Raw genomic sequence first — 20467 nt, forward strand, 5'->3', positions numbered from 1 at the left:
AGCAATGCCGGAGTGAGGGCATGCCGAGCCACAGCGAGGCACCGAATGGAGGGGCAAGACCTTTTGGTTACTTTTGGGGCGTTTGCCAAAAGTGACCCGCTGTAAGAGCGGAACCGCCAGTCGCCGTTACCGAAGAAACGGATATGTACACGATCAAAAAACAACCATTACCGAAAAACGGATATGCATCCGAATCCCAACTTTGGATCCTCACAATTTTTTCACCATTGCCATCCACCGTCTAAGCTTCAGACAAGTCCGATCAATCTGCGTGAATGGATCAGTCGACTATGGGCGCGTTATGGCAAACCGATTCGAGTAAAACCGTGGTTCCGACTGAACGTGTGGATGAAGCGCCTATTCCTGAAAAAACCCCTGGCAGTCGTACCAAGCACGGGTGGAAGGCCTTTTGGTTGTTGCTGCTGATTATCCTGATTGTCCTGGGTCTGGCCGCCGCCAAAGAAATGCGCACCTCGAAATTTCAAGCCCGGGAAGTCAGCAAATATGCCGCGTCCCTGAGCTATGACGTACAACCCGGCCCCAGCGACGCGATTCGCTACCCCGGCGCCGGGCCGTTCGATTTGCGCCTGGGCTACAGCTCTCTGGATGAATTCCTGCCTCGGCTGCTCAAGCGTGACTACGTCATTTCGTCGCAAACCCGCTTTTCCCCGGCGCTGATGAACTACAGCGACAAGGGTTTGTTCGTGCCCTATGCCGAGAAAATCCAGGCCGGGTTGCTGATCACCGATTGCCGCGCAGCACCGCTGTACCAGTACAAATACCCACAACAACTCTATTCCAGCTTTGCGGCGATCCCGCCGGTGGTGGTCAATAGCTTGCTGTTCATCGAAAACCGCTTCCTGCTCGATCCTCGTCAGCCGCTGGCCAATCCGGCGGTGGATTGGCCTCGGTTCGGCATGGCCGCCTGGTCCCAGGTCGCCAAGCTGATGCACCTGCCGGGGCAGTCGGCGGGCGGCAGTACCCTGGCCACGCAACTTGAGAAATACCGGCATTCACCCGATGGCTTGACGGTGTCGGGCGGGGAAAAAATCCGCCAGATGATTTCCGCCAGCGTGCGGGCTTATCAGGCCGGGCCGGATACCCTTGAAGCTCGGCAGAACGTGGTTCGCGACTACCTCAACAGCGTGCCGCTGTCGGCCGTACCGGGCCACGGTGAAGTGCATGGCATGGCCGAAGGCTTGCGCGTCTGGTACGGCGCAGATTTCAACAAGGCCAACGAACGGCTGGCCAGCACCGCGACGGATCCAAAAAGCATGGCGGAAAAAGGCCTGGCCCTGCGCGAAATGCTCTCATTGATGATTGCCCAGCGCCGCCCTTCCCATTACCTGACCAAGGGTCACGACGAGTTGGCCGACCTCACCGACAGCCACATTCGCCTGCTGGCGCAGAACGGCGTGATCGATGCGCCCCTGGCGGCAGCGGCACTGGCCAGCCAGGTGACCTATCGCGACTGGCAAACCCAGCCGACCATCCAGCCGATCGAAACCAACAAGGGCATCAGCGTGGCACGCAGCCGTTTGGGCGGCCTGCTCAATCGTCCGTTGTACGACCTCGACCGCCTCGATCTCTCGGCCACCAGCACCCTGCAAGGCGAGTTGCAAACCCAGGCCACCGAATACCTCAAGCACCTGGCCGACCCGGCCTATGCAGCGCAAATCGGCCTGATCGGCGAACGCCTGCTCACCCCCACCAGTACCACGCAAGTGCGCTACAGCTTCACGCTGTTCGAGCTGACGCCGGACGGCTCGCGGGTACGGGTGCAAACCGACAGCACCGATCAGCCCTTCGATATCAACGAAGGCAGCAAACTGGAATTGGGCTCCACCGCCAAAATGCGCGTGCTGACCACCTATTTGCAGATCATCTCCGAGCTGCATGACAAATACGCCGGGATGACCATCCCGGAACTGAAGAAAGTCGACGTGCCGGACCAGGACCGGCTGAGTCGCTGGGCCGTCGATTACCTGATCCAGAACAAGGATCGCGACCTGCGCACGATGCTGGGGGCCGCCCTGGACCGCAAATACTCCGCCAGTCCCGGCGAAGCCTTTTTCACCGGTGGCGGGCTGCACGTATTCCACAACTTTCGCAACGAAGACAACGGCCGCCTGCCGACCCTGCGCGATGCCATTCGTGAGTCGATCAACCTGCCGTTCATTCGGCTGATGCGTGACCTGGTGCGCTACACCACCTATTCCGGTCCCAACAGCAGCGCCGAATTGCTCAAGGACGACCGCGACCCACGGCGTCAGGAATACCTGGCTTCGTTCGCCGATCGCGAAGGCACTTCGTTCCTGCTGAAGTTCTGGAAAAAATACAAAAACAAAGACACCCAGGCGCGGCTTGAGACCTTCCTCGACAGCATGCGCCCGACGCCGATTCGCATGGCCGCGGTGCACCGCTATCTGCTGCCACAGGCCAGCCAGGAAAGCTTCAACACCTTCGTACGCTCGCACCTCAAAGGCGCCAAGCTCACCGAAAAACTCACCGATGAGCGCCTGCAACGCCTCTATGAAAATTACAGCCCCGGTGCTTATGACCTGCCGGATCAGGGCTTCATCGCCAAGGTTCACCCGCTGGACCTGTGGCTGATGGGTTACTTGCTGAACAACCCGGATGCCAAGTGGAGCCAGATCGTCAAAGCCAGTCAGTTCGAACGCCAGGAAGTGTACAGCTGGTTGTTCAAGAGCAAACACAAGGGCGCCCGTGACAGCCGCATTCGCACCATGCTGGAGATCGAGGCATTCCTCGACATTCATCAGCGCTGGCAGAAAGTCGGCTACCCGTTCGATCATCTGGTGCCCTCGCTGGCCACCGCCATCGGCAGCTCCGGCGACCGTCCTGCGGCGCTGGCGGAATTGATCGGCACGATTCTCAACGACGGTGTGCGGATGCCGACGCTGCGCATCGACAGCCTGCACTTTGCGGCTAACACGCCGTATGAAACCCAACTGATCAATGACCCGGATGTCGGTAAACGGGTCATGCCATCCGAAGTGGCCTCGGCGATGCGCGAAGCCCTCTCCCAGGTGGTGGATGCCGGTACGGCCAAACGCGTGTCCGGCAGTTTCAAAACAGCCGACGGCACCCCGCTGGCCATGGGCGGCAAGACCGGAACCGGCGACAACCGTATCGAAGCCATCGGTTCCGGCGGGCGGATTCTCAGCTCCAAGTCGATCAACCGCACGGCCACCTTTGTGTTCTATATCGGCGATACCCACTTCGGCACCCTGACCGCGTTCGTGCCGGGGCGCTCGGCGGAGAACTTCAAGTTCACCTCGGCACTGCCGGTGCAAGTGCTCAAAGGCATGGCGCCGATATTGTCGCCGTATCTGCAACCGGGAACGCACACGATGTGCGAGCAGCCCGTCGTCGCAACCGTCACCACACATCCCCTGTAGCAGCTGGCGCAGCCTGCGTTCGGCTCTGTAGCAGCTGTCGAGCTTGCGAGGCTGCGTTCGGCTGCGCAGCAGTCGTAAAATCAGGCGATGCGGTGTTTCAGGAAGATCGCAAATTCAGGTATTACGACTGCTTCGCAGCCGAACGCAGGCTTCGCCAGCTGCTACATATCGCGTTCGCTTTGGCGGTAACTATGTATTTTTTACTCTTTGATTTTGCGCGGTTCCCACCGAAAACAGGCACCGTTACCAACAGGTTTTTGAGCTTTTTTTGCGGAGGTCGCTTACCTAGTCTGGTCGCTCCACTCTTGATCAATGGACGATCAAACGATGCACACAATACCCCAGACACTGGGTCGGTCAGATCAGGCGCCTGCCGCCGATCCCGAGAACAGTGTCCACTATGAATTGGTCAAAAAGGCCATCCCTGCCTGGTTGCTGAACACCTCGACTGCACGTGTCAAAGCCCTGAAAACCGTCAGACTGACGTTGCCCGACTGGTACAGGAATGCCTCGGCCGAAGCCCACCAGGATCTGAAAAGTGCAATGCAGCAAGCCTGGACTGCGCAGGACGACGTCGATAAGACGCTGAGCCATCTGCAAGACGTCTACGCCTTTGCCAAACCCTTGTTGCAACAGGCGTTGAAAGACCGCTTCGGTGTTGAAGATGACGTCGAGGACACCTGGCTGCGACTGTATGCCCCGGTAAACGCGTCATGGTGGGTGCATGACTTTGGCTCAGGCACTCGCAGCCGTACCCTCTCCTTGCTCGACGCCGCGCTGCATAACTTTTCCAGCGCCGAGACCTTCACCGACGATTCTGAATTCATTACCCGCCCCAATGTCGCGGGTCATTTCACAACCAAACACCTGAAGCACAAAATCAGCATCGGGCAGTTCAAGACCCTGTGTCGTGAATTGGACATCGGTGCCCGATACGAACAGCACCTGAACGAGTTTTTTCTGTCCGCAAACCCTGTGGCCAGCAGTTTCCTGCGCCACAAAGTCACCCTCAGCCAGAAGCACGCGCTCACCGTCGCGGCCCACATGGCCCTGATGATGAACGACATCGACCAGGATGCCTTTGACCTGGTGCGCGGGATGCTCGACGACCATGAAATTCAGCGATGGAACGGCCAGCGCATCGGCTACTACAACCTGGCGATGATGGACGCCGCCCTCACCGGCATTGTCGTGATCACCACCGAATCAACGGCCAGCGGCGAACCCGCGCCCCTGCTCGCGTATGTCCCTCACGACCCGGAACACCCGCTCAAGCAATACGCGTCGTCGCTGGACTTCATGGCTGAACTGACGCGGCAACTGCGCGATACCGCCGCCCCCGGAAACTATCAGCAGTTCTTCAGCCAATTCGTCGACCATCAGCAACGCGGACATTTTTTTGCCGGGTTGAATGACCGTCTCAGCAATGTGAAATGGCAGCCGGCCGCACCAGGATCGAACCTGCCCAGCTGGCGCGAAACAGCTGTGGATAACCCCAATCTGCAATTCAGCCTGACAACGATTCAGGATGATCGCGCGACCCGCTTTACCGGCGATCTGTGGGAATACTTCTACCAACAGAAGCTCAACAAGATTCTCAACGACGCGCGGGAAATCGCGATTTCCACCGAGTACGCCGACCGCATGGCCCGCTGGGCCTGGTGGGACAACCTGGAAAAAATGCTCTCGGACATTCTCAACGCTGCGTTGCTGGTGGCGACTCCGTTGGTGCCCGGCCTTGGCGAGCTGATGCTGGCCTACACCGCGTATCAACTGACCGATGAAGTGGTCGAGGGCATCGTCGACCTTGCCGAAGGCCGCGTAGCAGAGGCTGGCGAGCAGGCCATCGGCGTGCTCGAAAGTGTGGTCCAGCTGGGTGCGTTCGCTGCGGGCGGCGCGATTGGCAACGTCGCGCGGGCGAAACTCTCGCCGTTTTTCGAAGGCCTGAAACCGGTGCAATTGCCCGATGGCCAGTCGCGCTTATGGAACGCCGACCTCGGCCCTTATCAACAACCGGACCTGGCCCTGCCGACGCAAGTCCGGCCCGATGATTTGGGCATCCATCAACATCAAGGCCAGCGCATCGTGCGGCTGGACGAGCAACTCTTCGAAGTGGCAGAAGATCCCGACACCGGGCACTACCGCATCCAGCATCCAACGCGAGAGGATGCCTACGCACCGACCCTGCGACACAACGGCCAAGGTGCCTGGATCAGCGAAACCGAAAATCCACGCGAATGGCAAGGCTCGACATTGATGCGGCGCCTGGGTCACGCCACCGATGGCTTCAGTGACGGACAACTGGAACAGATTCGCCAGATCAGCGGCATCCCGGAAGCCGCGCTGCGTCGAGGGCACATGGACAACGCCCCGCCCCCGCCGTTGCTGATCGATAGCCTGCAACGGCTCGGATCGGCCGCACCTGCGGTTGCCCCACTACCCGCCGAGACGTCCTTGCTGTTCAGCGAGTTCCCGGAGCTGCCCGACACCGTAGCGCAAAGAATCCTGGCCAGCGCCAGCACCGAGGAGCGCTTGCAGATCGAGCAAAACGATCGCCTGCCGCTGCGCCTGCAAGCCCAGGCGCGAGAACTGCAATTCGAGACGCAATCGGTCCGCGCCACCCACGGCCTGTACGATGACGCCTTGATCAACATCGACACCGAACGCCTGGTGCTGGGCACCTTGCGCATGAATAGCGACACCTTCGGTGAACTGCGCATCGACATCCGTGAAGGATCATTCGACGGTGAGCTTCGGTGCAGCGCCGGGCCCGAAGACGCTGCGCGAGTCCGGGTACTGATTCGCGACGATGCGGGGAAGTATCAGGTGCGCGACGGCACGGATCAGCCAATTCGTGCGGCGGATGATTTCTTTGAATCCCTGCTTCATGCCACCGAACGTGATGGACAGTTTGCGCTGGGCTATAGGCCGGGCGACGCCGCCGATTTCAAGCAATGGGTCATGGCTAAAACGGCTGCGCCCAACGAACGACGGACGATTCTGGCCGCACCGCCGATTCGCGCCCTGCCCAGGCATGAGACTGTTTTACTGGTGCGCGGCGCGGGCAGCAGCAGAGCCGGTGAAACCCTGCACGAGCGCATTCTGGACCTGCACGAGGACTTCAGCGAGAACGAGGTCGATGCGTTCGCCAAAGCCTTGATTGCAGAAGGCCAGCCGTTACGCGCCATCGAGCAGCGAGAAAAAGAATACAAGGAAGTGCTCGACATCCTGATGCGCTGGAAGAAGCACCATGAAAAAAGCGCGACTCACGAATTTCGGGATACGGGTGGCGTACTGATCACAGTGGGTCTGATCGATGCCTTCGCGCGAAAAAGCAACGGCCTCGGTGGTCGAACCGACCCGAGCAGCTACTCGCTGAATCTCTCCAGAAAAGGAACGCCGTTGAATCTGGAAAGCTGGTGGTCGAAACGGCCACCGGGACTGGAAAAGTTCCTCGACAAAATCACCCACCTGAAACTCGACAACAGTCTGTTTTCCGCTGAGTCCAATGGCTTGCTCAAAGCCTTCCCGAACCTTCGCGAACTCAGTGTCAGAGGCTGCGAGCTCACGAGCCTGCCGAAAAGCATCAGTGCCTTGCCACGCCTGGAACGCCTGCAACTGAGTGGCAACAAAATCGTTCTGGATGCCCCTGCCGTTGAGCAACTTGGCCGCCTGACCCATCTGGAAATACTCAGGCTCGACGGCAACCCCTTGACGCTGCCGCCGAACATCGGCCGCATGCCGAGGCTGAAAGTCGTGTCGCTGAAAAATACCGGGCTGACCACTTGGCCCGACGGCACGCTGGCCAAACCCAGGCCCCGTGGCTTCCTGCTGGATATGCGGGGTAACCCGATCAGCGCGATGCCCGAGGTCGTTGCCGAATCACCGCAAGCCTGGGTCGTGGCGCGCACCCGCCTGGATGTCGGTCAGTTGTCGGAGTCGAACCAGCTGCACTACCAGGCAATGCGTCGCTCGCTGGCACTGCCCCCGGAACCCATCGAGACATCTGACAGACCGCCCTCCGAAGACATCCTCGTGACCCGCCCGGAGTTCTGGACCGACGTGCCTGGTTGGGGAGCCAAGCGTGCAATCTACTGGCCGGGACTGAGCGACGACCCTCTGTCGCAGCGGTTCCTGGAGGTGCTGAGCGAAACAAAAAAATCGGCTGATTACCGCGCCGGTGGCCCGGCCCGCGATCTGTTGATGCAACGCACCGTGCGCATGCTCGATGCCGTCTACCTCGATACCGAGTTGCGGGAAAAGCTGTTCACCATGGCGATTTCCCCGGTCAATTGCGCAGACGCCGGTGCGCAACTGTTCAACAACATGGGCATTCAGGTGCTCGCGTCTGAAGCGTATTCGTACTCCACCGATGCCGTGCAGCTGGAACAGCGCTTGGTCAGCCTGGCCAAAGGCGCGGCACGGCTGGAGCACGTCAACGAGATTGCCCACGCCGATGTCGCCAGCCACCGGGGCACCACTGACGATGTCGAAGTCTATCTGGCCTACCAGACCGGCCTGGCCCATCGCTTGAACTTGCCTTGGCAATCGGAAGGCATGTTGTACCGGCTGACCTCCGGCGTCAGCGACACCATGATCGATCAAGCCTACGACACGGTAATGGCCTTGGGCGAAGGCGACGGCCTGGTCGACAAAATGCTCGAACAGCAGTTTTGGCAGGACTATCTGGAAGCAACCTATTCGATCCAGACCCAGACCAACAAACAACTGTACGAGCGCAAATCCGACGCGCTGGACACCCAGCGCTCCACCCAGCGCGAATGGCTCCAATCCTCGTCGGAGCTACAACGCTCCGAACTGCGCAACCAACTCACCGAACTCATGGCCGATCTGCCCGTGACAGAGGCCGTGGTTTTTGCCGATCAACCGATCAGCGACGAGACGTACTACGGGATTTTCGTCGATCTGGCTAACGGCGAAAAAGACCTGTTCAGACACTTGACCCGCCAAGCGCTGAGAAAAGCCAAGCAGTAAAGGCTTCTGTAGGAGCGAGCTCGCTCGCGATGGACGTTAACGATAACGCGTGGCTACTGGATACACGCGCTGCCCTCAGGTCCATCGCGAGCAAGCTCGCTCCTACAACACCAGGAATCACACCTATCAACGGACGATCACGCAATGCCAAGCTCCCCTCCCGAAAGCGTTCATTACCAATTGATCAAAAAGGCGATCCCGCCATGGCTGGAAAATGCCTCCCTGCGCAGAATCAGCGCATTGAAAACAGCCAGGTTACAGATTCCCGTTTGGTACAAAACGTCTTCGCCTGCGACCCACCGCCGCCTGAAGAATGACCTCAAGCTCAGCTGGGCCGCGCAGAACAATGTCGATCAGGCACTGAGCAACCTGCAGGATGTTTACGCGTTCGCCAAACCTCTGCTGCAACACGCGCTGAACGAGCGCTTCGGTGTCGAAGATGACGTCGAGCACACCTGGCTGCGACTGTATGCGCCGGTTAACTCATCGTGGTGGGTGCATGACTTTGCGTCAGGCACTCGCAGCCGCACCATCTCCTTGCTTGATGCGGCGCTGCATAATTTTTCCAGCGGCGAGACCTTCACCCGCGACAGCGAATTCATCACCCGCCCCGATGCCCGTGGGCATTTCGCAGTCAAGCACCTGAAGCAAAAAATCAGCATCGAGCAATTCACATCCCTGTGTCGCGAACTGGACATCGGCGCCCGATACGAACAGCACCTTAATGAATGTCTACTGCAAGCGAACACCGTGGCGAACAACGTCTTGCGCCATAAAGTCATCCTCAGTCAGAAAAGTGCGCTGAATGTCGCGGCGCGCATGGCGCTGATGAAAAATGACATCGACCAGGACGCGTACGACGTCGTGCAGGGCATGCTCGATGACCGCCGGAACCTGCAATGGCGCGGGCAAACCGTCAGCTATTACAACCTGTCGATGATGGATGCGTCCCTGACTGGCGTGGTCCTGATCGCGCCCGACGTGTTCACCGCCAAGGCCACCGTCCCGGTGATTGCGTACATTCCTCACGACCCTGAGCACCCGCTCAAGCAGTACCCATCGTCGCTCGAATTCATGGCCGAACTGACACGGCAACTGCGTGACACGACCTCCCCCGAGAACTATCAGAAATTCTTCAGCCAGTTCGTCGATCAGCAACAGCGCGGGCATTTTTTTGCCGGGCTGAATGAGCGCCTGAGCAAAGTCAAATGGCAACCGCTCGCACCGGGATCGAACCTGCCGAGTTGGCGCGACACGCCTGTGGATAACCCCAATCTGCACTTCAGTCTGTCGAAGATCCAGGACGATCGCCAGACCCGCTTCAACGGCGATCTGTGGGGCTATTTCTACCGGCAGAAGTTGAACAAGATCCTCAACGACGCCCGGGAAATCGCGGTTTCCACCGAATACGCCGACCGCATGGCCCGTTGGGCCTGGTGGGACAACCTGGAAAAAATCCTCTCGGACATGCTCAATGTCGCGTTGCTGGTGGCGACGCCCTTGGTGCCAGGATTGGGTCAACTGATGCTGGCCTACACCGCGTATCAACTCACCGACGAAGTGGTCGAGGGCCTCGTCGATCTGGCTGAAGGCCGCGCCGCCGAGGCTGGCGAGCAAGCCATTGGCGTGCTGGAAAGTGTTGTGCAACTCGGTGCGTTCGCCGCCGGAGCCGCGATTGGCAACGTTGCGCGGGCGCAACTCTCGCCGTTTTTCGAAAGCTTGAAACCGGTGCAGTTGGCGAACGGCCAGACGCGTTTGTGGAACCCTGATCTGTCGTCCTATGAGATGACTGAACTGAGCTTGCCCACCGATGCAAGACCGAACGAGCAAGGTATTTACCTGCATCAGGACCAGCGTATTGTGCGGTTAGGCGATCAGCACTATGAAGTGCAACAAGACTCGACCACCGGGCAGCACCGCATCCAGCATCCACAACGCGCTGACGCGTATTCACCAACGCTGCGGCACAACGGCCAAGGCGCGTGGGTCAGCGAAACGGAAAACCCGCGTGAGTGGCAAGGCTCGACATTGATGCGGCGAATCGGTCATACCACCGAGTCCTTCAGCGATGAACAACTGGAACAGATTCGGCAGATCAGCGGCACCCATGAAGCGGCGCTGCGGCAGATGCACATGGACAACGCCGCACCGCCGCCGTTGCTGACCGACACCCTGCAACGCCTGGGGTCAACCGGGCCTGCTGCCACCCCGCTGCCCGCCGACGCCGTTGCGCTGTTCAGCGAGTTCCCCGACCTGCCTGACACGGTGGCGCAAGGCATTCTCGCCAACGCCAGCGCCGCCGAGCGCCAACAGATCGAACAGAAAAAGCGCCTGCCGCTGCGCCTGAAAAGTCAGGCGCGGGAACTGCAATTCGAGACGCAATCGGTGCGCGCCGCCCACGGTCTGTACGGTGACACGTTGATCAACATCGACACGGAACGCCTGGTGCTCGGCACCTTGCGCATCAACAGCGACACCTTCGGTGAGCTGCGCGTCGAGATCAGGGAAGGCACATTCGACGGTGAACTGCGCAGTAACGCCGGGCCCGAGAACGCAGCGCGGGTCCGGGTGTTGATTCATGATGGCGCAGGAAAATATGAGGTGCGTGACGGGTCGAATCAGCCGATCCATGCAGCGGATGGTTTTTTCGAAGCCTTGCTGCAGGCGACCGAGCGCAATGGGCAAAACGCGCTGGGCTTCAAACCGGGGGACGCCGAACGCTTCAGGCAGTGGATCATGGTCAAGATCGAGCCTCCCGGCGAACGTCGAACGCTACTCGCCACGCCACCCATCCGCGCCGTGCCCGAGCATCAGACACTGCTGCTGGTGCGAGGCCCATTCACCAGCCGGGCCGGCGAAACCCTGCACGAGCGCATCCTGGACCTGCACAAGGATTTCAGTGACAGCGAAGTCGACGCCTTCGCCAATGCCTTGATCGCCAAAGGTGAGCCGATGCAAGCCATCGAGCAACGGGAAAACGATCTGGATGAACTGCGCGTGATCCTCAATCGTTGGGAATACCTGCAAGAAAGCGGCTGGGGGCCGGGCAGCACTGCTTTTCGTGATGGTGGCGGCCAACATATCGCCGAGAGCCTGCTCAACAGCTTCAAGCGAAAGTACAGCGATATCGGGCGCCGTGCCGATCCGGACAGCTACTCGCTGGACCTCTCCACCGAGATGCTGCCCCTGAACCTGGAAACCTGGTGGTCAAAACGCCCCCCGGAGCTGAAAAAATTCCTCGACAAAATCACTGTTCTGAAACTCGGCAATACGCGGTTTTCCAGCGAAGCGAACGGCGTGCTCAAAGCCTTCCCGAGTCTTCGCGAACTCAGCGCCAGACGTTGCGACCTGACGAGCCTGCCCGAAAGCATCGCCTCCCTGCACCGACTGGAACGGCTGCAATTGAGCGATAACGCGATCGTGCTGGACGCGCGCGCCGTCGAGCAACTCAAGCACCTGACCTACCTGGAAATCCTCCGGCTTGACGGTAATCCGCTGGCGTTACCGCCAGACATCAGCCGCATGCCTAGGCTGAAAGTCGTGGCGCTGAAAAAAACAGGGCTGACCACATGGCCCGAGGGCACGCTGGCGAAAACCAGACCGCGTGGCTTCTTGCTGGACCTGCGGGAAAACCCCGTCGACCTGATTCCCGAAGTCGTCCCAGGCTCGGCACAAGCCTGGGTGATCGCGCGTACCCGGCTAGACGTCGGCAATCTGTCGGAGCTGAACCAACTGCGATACCAGGAAATCCGTCGCTCACTGAATTTACCCCCGGAGCCGCTCGCGGCTTCCACCACGCCGATAAACGTGGTCATCAACGCCACCAACCCGGACAACTGGACCGATGTGCCCGGCTGGGGAATAGACCGGACGACACACTGGCTTGAACTGACCGACGACCCGCAATCCCATCGGTTCCTGACCGTGGTGCACGAAACGAAAAACTCCGCCGACTATCGTCTCGGTGGCGAACCCCGCAGGCAACTGCTGCAGCGCGTGGTGCGCATGCTCGATGCCGTCTACATCGATACCGCTCTGCGAGAAAAGCTCTACACCATGGCCATCGCCCCAGTCGATTGCGCCGATGCCGGGACGCAGCTGTTCAACAACATGGGTATCCAGGTGCTTGCTTCCGAGGCTTACTCCTACTCCACGGACCCCGCGGAGCTGGAGCGCAAACTGGTGACCCTGGCCCAAGGCGCCGCGCGACTGGAGCACGTCAACGAGATTGCCCGCGCCGATGTCGCCAGTCGTGGTGGCGACCCGGACGATGTCGAGGTCTATCTGGCCTATCAGACCGGTCTGGCTGATCGCTTGCAGTTGCCGTGGCAATCCGAAGGCATGTTATTCAGGCCGGTGTCCGGTGTCACCGACGCCATGATCGATCAGGCCTACGACACAGTTCTGGCGCTGGGCGAAGGTGATGGGCTGCTTAACAAAATGCTCGAACAGGAATTTTGGCAGGGCTATCTGCAAGAAAAATACCCGGTTCAGATCGAGGCGAACAAACGCGAGTATCAGCACAAATACGAGCTGCTTGAGACCCTGCGCTCCACTCAACGGGAATGGGCCGAAGCCACGTCGGACCTTCGTCGAGCCGAATTGCGCAACAGTCTCAATGACCTCATGAACGATCTACCGGTGCCCGCGACGGTCGTCTTCGCCGATGAACCGATCAGCGAGGCGATCTTCGACAGGTTGCTCGTCGATTTGGGTGACGAGGAGAAAGAGTTGTCGAGACGACTGACCCGTGAGGCGTTGAGGCGAGCCGGTCAATAAACCCGGCTAATGCAGCTTGACGGCACAAATGCGGTCAAGCTGCATCAGCCCGCTCACACTTCAGAATCCCAGACCACATAGACGCTGCCGGAATAGGTGCCTCCAACACCCGGTCGCATCATGACTTCCATCTGATGGGGCGCGACCTCGAAATGCAAAATTCCCGGTGCGCGGTCCACATAGAAACCGGGCTGAAATTGTTGCGCGTTTTCTGGGCCCGGCATTAATCGACGGTGCCTGACCGGCTGTCCGGAGAGGTCGGTCAAGCCGTTCGGCAGGCTGACGCTGACGTACAACTGGACTCGACGGTTCGCGTCACGATTCTCAAGCGCGCAATCGGGAATGAGGCCGATTCCGCAAATCAACTGCATCTTGAAACGCGTTGAGGCCGAGATATTAAAGATCTGGTCACGGAACAATCGCACCGGCCGGCGCCCCGCCTGCAACCAACTCTGCCAGCCGCCTGCGGGAACCAGTTGAACCTTGTTGCCACCCGGCGGAATATCGACCTTGAGCGTGTGTTGGACGTCGAGGTTGAAGTTCAGGGTCAGGCTTGAACTGCTCGGCAACATGACGTCGCCAAAATCGAAGTCGCCGTTCGGGCCGACGGTGTAAGTCAGCGCGCCGCGGTAATGCCCTGAAGACATGCCCAAGGGATTCGGGGTTTCCAGTTCATAAGCAAAATCGAGGTAGTCCAGGCGCAGCCAGGGGATATCGAACTTGGCCTGTTTTGCGCACACCTCTTGTGCCGGGGTCTTCCAGAAAAAACTGTAGGCGGTCGGGATAAACCAGCCGACCCCGCTGTAAACGCAGGGAGCAGGGCTATACACCCAACTCAATCCCCACAACAAATTGTGTGCGACCCGGTGATCTTCGGCACCACCGACCAATTGCATGACGTCCTCAGTCACATACTGGGAACCGATGCCGACGATCCTCACCCGCACCGTTTCCGGCTCGCCGGTACTTTCGTGATAGACCGTCAGTTCTCGCCATTGCGCCGGGACTTTCAGCATCGCCCCTTGACGAGGTGAATCATGGTTAGCCCGAATCGGCGCACGCGAATCGAATTGAATCGGCACCTGCAAACTGAATGTCTGATTCTCTTCGCACTGCCCAGGGTAATTGGCGCAGTAACCACTGGGCGGCGTCGTGTTCAGGAACTTGTTCATTTGCGGGCGCGCCGAGTCCGGTTTGAACAAGGCGGTGATATCTACCTGCTCGGCCTGCACCGGCGCCGCGATCATCCCCAGCACCCATGTGCTCAACAACCAATGAGTAATCTTCAACTTTCCCTGACTCCAGTCATCCTGTTCGTTTTTGACCTGCCCGACTTCAAGGCGCTGCCGCACTGAAGACCAGATTCACGCTGCCGTAGTAGCGACCCGGCTTGTACCCGCCTGCGGGCACTTTCGGCTGGATATGCAGGGCAAAGCGCCCGCCCGCGACAGCCTGGGCACGCGACAGCACTTCCCGGGGTTGCGCGTCGTGGCTCAAAGCCTTGCCGTTGAAACTGACGAGCAAGTAGATGTTCTGATCGTCGCGGCCGTTGGACAGGTAGGGCTCGCTCTCCAGCCGCGCGTGGATGGCGCTGCTGTCATGCTTGACGTCGAAGTTCTTGCGCAGCCCTTCCAGCGTTGAGGTGTGGATGTTCCACGGCAAGGTCTGCTCGAGATGAATCCAGTTCGATTCGGCCGGTATCACGTAGAAACCCAACGTCGGAATATCCACCGACACGTCGAATCTGTGCTCTTCGCGGGCGGCGAATGCCAGGGAACTCATCAATGCCGTGACGCCTGTCCACAGAGCGATGGCCGATAACTTGATCATTTCAGATACCTGTTACGTCAAAAAAAGCGGCGGGCAACGACGGTCGCTCGCGTGTGCCGGTGGTTACTGGCTGGCAATGTGCAGGGCCTTCTTCGAAGCGCCCTCGACCAGGTTGAAGCGGTATTCACGACCGGGCTGTTTGTCGAACGCGAACTCTTTTCCAGCACGGATGTGGTGCTTGGTGGTGGGCTCGCATTGGTTTTCCTGCTTGATCGAACAGTTGCGAAACTCATCGACGACCACCGACGTATTGCCGTTGTTGCGAATGCGGTAGGTGCTCGCACCATTCTCGATCTGGCTGTCGTAACGGCTGTTGTTCGGCCTGACGAAGAACACCGTGCCGAAGCCGGTCATGACGTTGACGCCGGCCGACAGGTTCTTTTTGTAGTCCTCGCGCTCATCGCTGGACACCGCGAATTCGTCTTCCTTTTCCGGCACGACCGGGATGAAGCGCACGCGGAAATAGCGCTCGATGTCGCGCCCGCCCATGAACAACAGGCGCGTGCCCTGCATGCCGTTGGCCGGAATGATCAGACGCGCCGGACTGGCCATCAGCCCGTCGCGCGATGTCGCACCAGGGTCGCTGGTGACCGGCACTTCAGTGGCGTTGCCGTCGGCGTCGTAGACGATTTCCAGAATGTTGACCTTGACGAAGGCCGTGCTGTCGCCGCTGTTGAACACGCGCTTGAGGTAGGTGCTTTTGTCGCCATCCAGATAGTCGTACACCGTTCCGACGTTGATTTGCGGCCCGGCCTGAAGCCCCAGGGAAAAGCCGCTCAAACCCATCATTAGCAACAGACGTTTCATAACCTTAAAACCCCACGACATTGAACACAGTGCTGGCTCGAGTTTTCGATGCGCAGCCCGTCAGATTTCTGAATCCCAGATCACATAAACCGAGCCGGCATAGGTGCCGGCCACGCCGGGTCGCACCATGAATTCCACCTGATGTGCCGCGACCTCGAAGTGCAAGGTTCCCGGTGCCCGGTCGACATAGAAACCGGGTTGAAACTGTTGCGCATTCACTGCACCAGGCCTCAATCGCAGGCGTCTGACCGGCTGCCCACTGACGTCGGTCAAGCCGTTCGGCAGGCTGACGCTGACCAGCAGCTCGACCCGACGGTTCTCCTCACGATTTTCCAGCGCGCATTCGTTATTCAGGCCGATGCCGCAAGTCAGCTGCATCTTGAAACGTGATGAGGCGGAGATATTGAAAGTCTGGTCGCGGGACAACTTCACCGGGCGACGCCCTGCCGCCAGCCAGCTTTGCCAGCCACCTGCCGGCAGCAATTGGACTTTCTCACCGCCGGGAGGAATGTCGACCCTGAGCGTGTGCTGAACATCCAGGACGAAACTCAGCGTCAGATCGGAATCGTCGGGCACCATCACATCGCCCATATCGAAATCACCATTGGGACCCATGCGGTAACTCAGGCTCCCCGTATAAAGCCCCGACGACATGCCAAGCGGGTTCGGCGTCCTTAGCTCGTAGGCAAAATCCAGATACTCGTAGGACATTGCCGGAATCTCGAATTCGGCCAACTTGACGCAGGCCGCTTCGACCGGGGTTTTCCAGAAAAATCGATATTGGGTGTCCGAATAAGCGCCCACGCCGCTGTACTGACACGGAGGTGGTGCATTTACCCAACTGCCAAGCGACCCTCCGGACCACAGACGCCGGTGGCCTTCCAGTGCCGTCGGTGCGCCCGTGAGATTGGCGGCGGTATCACTCAGCAAATATTGAGATCCGAAGCCGGCGATACGCACCTCGACTTTCTCGCTTTCTCCCGTATCGGCGTTGGTCACCGTCAATACACGCCACTGCGCGGGCGTCCTGAACATCGCGTTTCGGCGTGGCGCGGCATTGGGCAGCAACGCACTGGTCGACTGGAAACGCATGGGCAGGCGGATGCTGAAGGTCTCGTTATCCCGACACTCACTGGGATAATCCGCGCAGTAACCACTGACCGGGGTCTTGTTGATGAAGGTGTTTCGTTGCGGATTCGCCGAATCCGGGGTGAACAACGCTCTGATTTCCTGCTGCGCGGCATCGGCCGAAGGCGCCACCAACAACGCCAGCAAGCACAGCCACTGCGGCAGGTTCGTCTTGAGGTTCACCATTCAACTGGCCTCCTGGCGAGTGAATGACGCATCCGCCAGGGTATCCGGCGAGCAGCGCAGATCGCCGATCATCAACACGTTGTTTTCACTGCGGTGCTTGTCGGTATCGAGTCGGAACTGGCACAACAGCTGATCGGCATACCGCACTTCCAGCGTCGGTGAACCGGCATGCATTTCCATCGAGAAGAAGCCGTCGACTTCACTGACCCCACGGCTGGCGTGGTTGATCACGTGATGGCCCTTCAGCGGCCGACCTTGCGGGTCGACCAGACGGCCGAGCACGGTCAGGGTTTTCATCACGTAGACCTTGCGATACTCCACGCCGCCCTTGTTCAGGTGATAGCGGGTGCGGGCCGGTTCGATGCTGGCCGCCGGGGCGTGATTGCCTTCGAAGTCGAAGCTCACCGAACTGTTTTTGTAGGCCGTCAGCGGAATGAAATTGCGCCCTGGCCGTAACGCCGCGCTGCCACCGCTGAGGTCGTCTGCGCGCAACGCGACGCCCTCGATGTCGGATTCGACATCGATGATCATCCCGGCCCCGCGTCCTTGATGCTGACTGGTCAGGGCCAGGCGTTGGCCACCGACGACCACGGTGCTGTCCAGGTTCAAGCCGCCGGTGAAGTTGTCGTTGAACGACGAGCGCTGAATGAACCCGTCGCCGTTGACCGCATCGGTGCGAAAGTTCGCCAGGCTCGACAGGCCGATGCCGTAAGTGTCGGTCAGCGCGGTCACCGAGACGCTCTGCAACACATGGTCTTGCAGGTCTTTGCGATAGCCGAGCGAGGCGTTGGTGTCGCGGCTGCCATCGCGGGCAGTACGGCTGCCGATGCTCCCGGAAACCTGCTGCCCCGGACCGCCCAGCGCCATGTTGATGCTCAGATCAACGCCACGATTGCGCGCATCGCCGCTGCTGAAACTGCCCGGACGATCGAACAGCGACAGCCGCCAGTTGGCATCGCTGCCGAGCACCATCGTGCGTTGCGTCCAGCCCAGGTCGACGCCGACGCCTTCAACGTTGCCGTCACTGTGAGAGACCCGTGCGTTGAACGAGCTTTTGCGACTGATCCGGTGGTTGAGCGCCAGCGATGAATTGCTGGTCTCGCCGGTGAACACATTTCGTTGGCGCACACGGGTGCCATCGGGCAGTGTGTCGTAAGTGTTACTGGTGTCGAGCCAGCTGCGGTTGTGACTCACCACCAGGCTGCCCGCGCCATAGTTGTACAGCGCTTGCAGATCGGCGCCGGTGCCATGGTCTTCGGTCTGATACAGGTTGGCGTACAGGTTGACGCTGTTGGCCAGGCTCCAGTCGATGGAACTGCCGTACTGCAGTGTGTCGCGAACCTGACGTGCCGAGAGCCCGAGAATCACCCTTGGATGCAACAAATAGTTGATCGCGGCGCCCGCCGTCGCATCGCCACTTTCCTGTTGGTCCCAGTTGCTGAGCAGTTTGCTTTCCTGCCCGGCGAACAGGTTGTAGCGCCAGCGCTCGTCGTGGTTGCGCCAGTTGTTCGGCTTGTAGATCAGTTCCTGGGTGGTCGAAGTGGTCTGGCCGTCTTCGATCAGGCGCACTTCCACTTCGTAAATACCACCGGGCAATGGCCGGGTATCAAGGGTTTGCAAACCTGCCGGCACCGACTGGGTGTTGATCAGCAAACCATCGCGATAGATCTCCACCGAGGCCTGGCGATTGGCGGTGACGTAAACCGGATAGACGCTGGGTTTCGGACTGTCGATCGCCAGGCTGTCGGAGCTGCCATACATCACGCCCACGGCGGTGTCGGGGCTGGTGCCGAACGAGCGCGGCTGACGGGGCAGGCCCTCGGGATTGGGGGTGAAATAACCCAGGCGAAAAAAACTGCCTTGCAGTTCGCGCTGGGTGAAGAGCTCATGTACCGCGTGATAGGTCTTGGTGTCCGGCCCGCCAAGACGCGCCAGTTGCATGTTGAACGTCTGGCTCCAGTTGCCCAGGCTGCCGCTGGCCTCCAGGCCAAAACGCCCGCCCAGGTCCTGATCCTGGCCGCCATTGAGATTGAGCTGGTTGCGCACCATCAGGCCGCTGCTGCCGCCTTCGGGCTGATCGTAGAATCGCTTGGCTTCAGTGTCGCGCTCGGCATTTTCGCTGACGATCGACAGCAACGAGTTTTCCAGGTTGTAGTGCACCGCCAGCATCTGTTCCGGGCATTGGCCGGTGCAAGTGCCCAGCGCCACGCCGGGTTTTAGAATGTCGGACCAGGTGTCGCGTTCGCTGGCGCTGAAGCGACTGTCACTGGTGTCGGTGAATTCAAGCAACGTGACCCGGTCATCGCGGGACAACACAATCATCGCCTCGCCGAGGGGTTGTTGATCGAGCTCGACCCGCACCGCCAATGGCACATCGAAGAAATGCTCTTCGAACTCCGCCGGCAGCCCCTTGGCCTGGGCCAGCAAACTTCTAGGCGTATTATCAACAGAAGTAGGCGCCGCAAATGCACTGCTACATAACAGCAACGCAAGCGCTGCCGCGATGGGCGTCATCGGGAACATGAACAAATACTCTGATTACAAGGAAGTCAAAGCCCGGCCGACAAACCGAACAGTTTGCCGACCGGTTACGTTACTTGAACAAGTAAACGTTTTACCGTCGCGGGTGTTGCTTAGACGGAAGGTTCAACCACCAACATGACGACGCCGGTATAGTCGCCAGCATCAAACTTGGCGCCTTTGGCGCTGATCTTGAACGGCGCGCGGTAACGAACGTTGGACTCTGTGTCACCGACCACTTCCTGGGACGCGGTAGTGAGTTCCTTGCCGTTGAGCTCGACTTTCAAATCGATGGTCTTGTTGCCGGCGATCAGCTTCGGTACGCCTTCCAGACGGGCGTGAACCTTGCCGGCGGTGTGCAGCACGTCAAAGTGCCCGTCGACAGTACGCATGGCACCGGTAGACGGGTTGTAGCTCATGTCCTGGTCTTTATTGACCAGGTCCGAATCGACCGGCACCGCGTAGAAGTCATCAGTCGGAACATGGGCAACAATGCTGATGGAGTGCTTGGCTTCGGTGGCGGCAAACGCCATCGAGGAGCTCAGTGCCAGAACAGCCAGAGGAGCAGCAAACGCGATTTTCTTGAACATTAGTCAGTACCTGTCGTTTTAAAATAATTGAATCGTTGAAAGTTCTTAATGAGCAAGAACTGTCACGAGCAGCCATTTATCCAGCTGAACTTTCAACGCCGACAGATGATCGATCAATCGATCTGGAAAGTAAGCAGGCAAGTTCCGACAAACGCGTAGCCGGAACGCCATTACTGTGGAGGGAAAAAAGTTGAGAATACAGTAAAGTTG

The 20467-nt window shown here is 59.3% G+C and carries 9 protein-coding genes; 3 read left to right on the forward strand and 6 right to left on the reverse strand.

Annotation, left to right across the window (positions count from 1 at the left end):
- Nucleotides 1-290 precede the first annotated feature (290 nt).
- From AEQ67_RS22920 to AEQ67_RS22930, 3 genes are all read left to right on the forward strand, one after another.
- A complete protein-coding gene (locus AEQ67_RS22920; RefSeq protein WP_059406098.1) occupies nt 291-3422 on the forward strand; it encodes a transglycosylase domain-containing protein in 3132 nt (1043 codons plus the stop codon).
- Between the two features lie 327 nt (nt 3423-3749).
- Nucleotides 3750-8417, forward strand: a complete 4668-nt coding sequence (locus AEQ67_RS22925) for a dermonecrotic toxin domain-containing protein (protein ID WP_059406099.1) — start codon at nt 3750-3752, stop codon at nt 8415-8417.
- A 144-nt stretch (nt 8418-8561) separates the two neighbouring features.
- Entirely contained in the window at nt 8562-13196 is a 4635-nt protein-coding gene (locus AEQ67_RS22930; RefSeq protein ID WP_059406100.1) for a dermonecrotic toxin domain-containing protein, read from the forward strand.
- A gap of 53 nt (nt 13197-13249) precedes the next feature.
- Here the strand turns inward: AEQ67_RS22930 and AEQ67_RS22935 are convergent, their stop codons facing one another.
- The 6 genes from AEQ67_RS22935 to AEQ67_RS22960 all read right to left on the reverse strand — a co-directional run bounded on the left by AEQ67_RS22935 (nt 13250) and on the right by AEQ67_RS22960 (nt 20257).
- The gene (locus AEQ67_RS22935) at nt 13250-14443 is read right to left on the reverse strand and encodes a hypothetical protein (RefSeq protein ID WP_236710398.1); all 1194 of its coding nucleotides are present in this window, start codon (nt 14441-14443) and stop codon (nt 13250-13252) included.
- Between the two features lie 88 nt (nt 14444-14531).
- On the reverse strand, nt 14532-15026 hold the full coding sequence (locus AEQ67_RS22940) for a CS1 type fimbrial major subunit (RefSeq protein WP_059406101.1): 495 nt from the start codon (nt 15024-15026) through the stop codon (nt 14532-14534).
- 63 nt (nt 15027-15089) lie between these two features.
- The gene (locus tag AEQ67_RS22945; protein WP_059406102.1) at nt 15090-15833 is read right to left on the reverse strand and encodes a pilus assembly protein; all 744 of its coding nucleotides are present in this window, start codon (nt 15831-15833) and stop codon (nt 15090-15092) included.
- Between the two features lie 60 nt (nt 15834-15893).
- Nucleotides 15894-17147 (reverse strand): hypothetical protein, encoded by a 1254-nt coding sequence (locus AEQ67_RS22950; RefSeq protein ID WP_059406103.1) that lies wholly within the window; start codon nt 17145-17147, stop codon nt 15894-15896.
- On the reverse strand, nt 17148-19670 hold the full coding sequence (locus tag AEQ67_RS22955; protein ID WP_059406104.1) for a CS1-pili formation C-terminal domain-containing protein: 2523 nt from the start codon (nt 19668-19670) through the stop codon (nt 17148-17150).
- A 110-nt stretch (nt 19671-19780) separates the two neighbouring features.
- Entirely contained in the window at nt 19781-20257 is a 477-nt protein-coding gene (locus tag AEQ67_RS22960; protein ID WP_059406105.1) for a CS1 type fimbrial major subunit, read from the reverse strand.
- Nucleotides 20258-20467: the final 210 nt, after the last annotated feature.

Source organism: Pseudomonas sp. RIT-PI-q (assembly GCF_001297125.1).
GTDB lineage: Bacteria > Pseudomonadota > Gammaproteobacteria > Pseudomonadales > Pseudomonadaceae > Aquipseudomonas.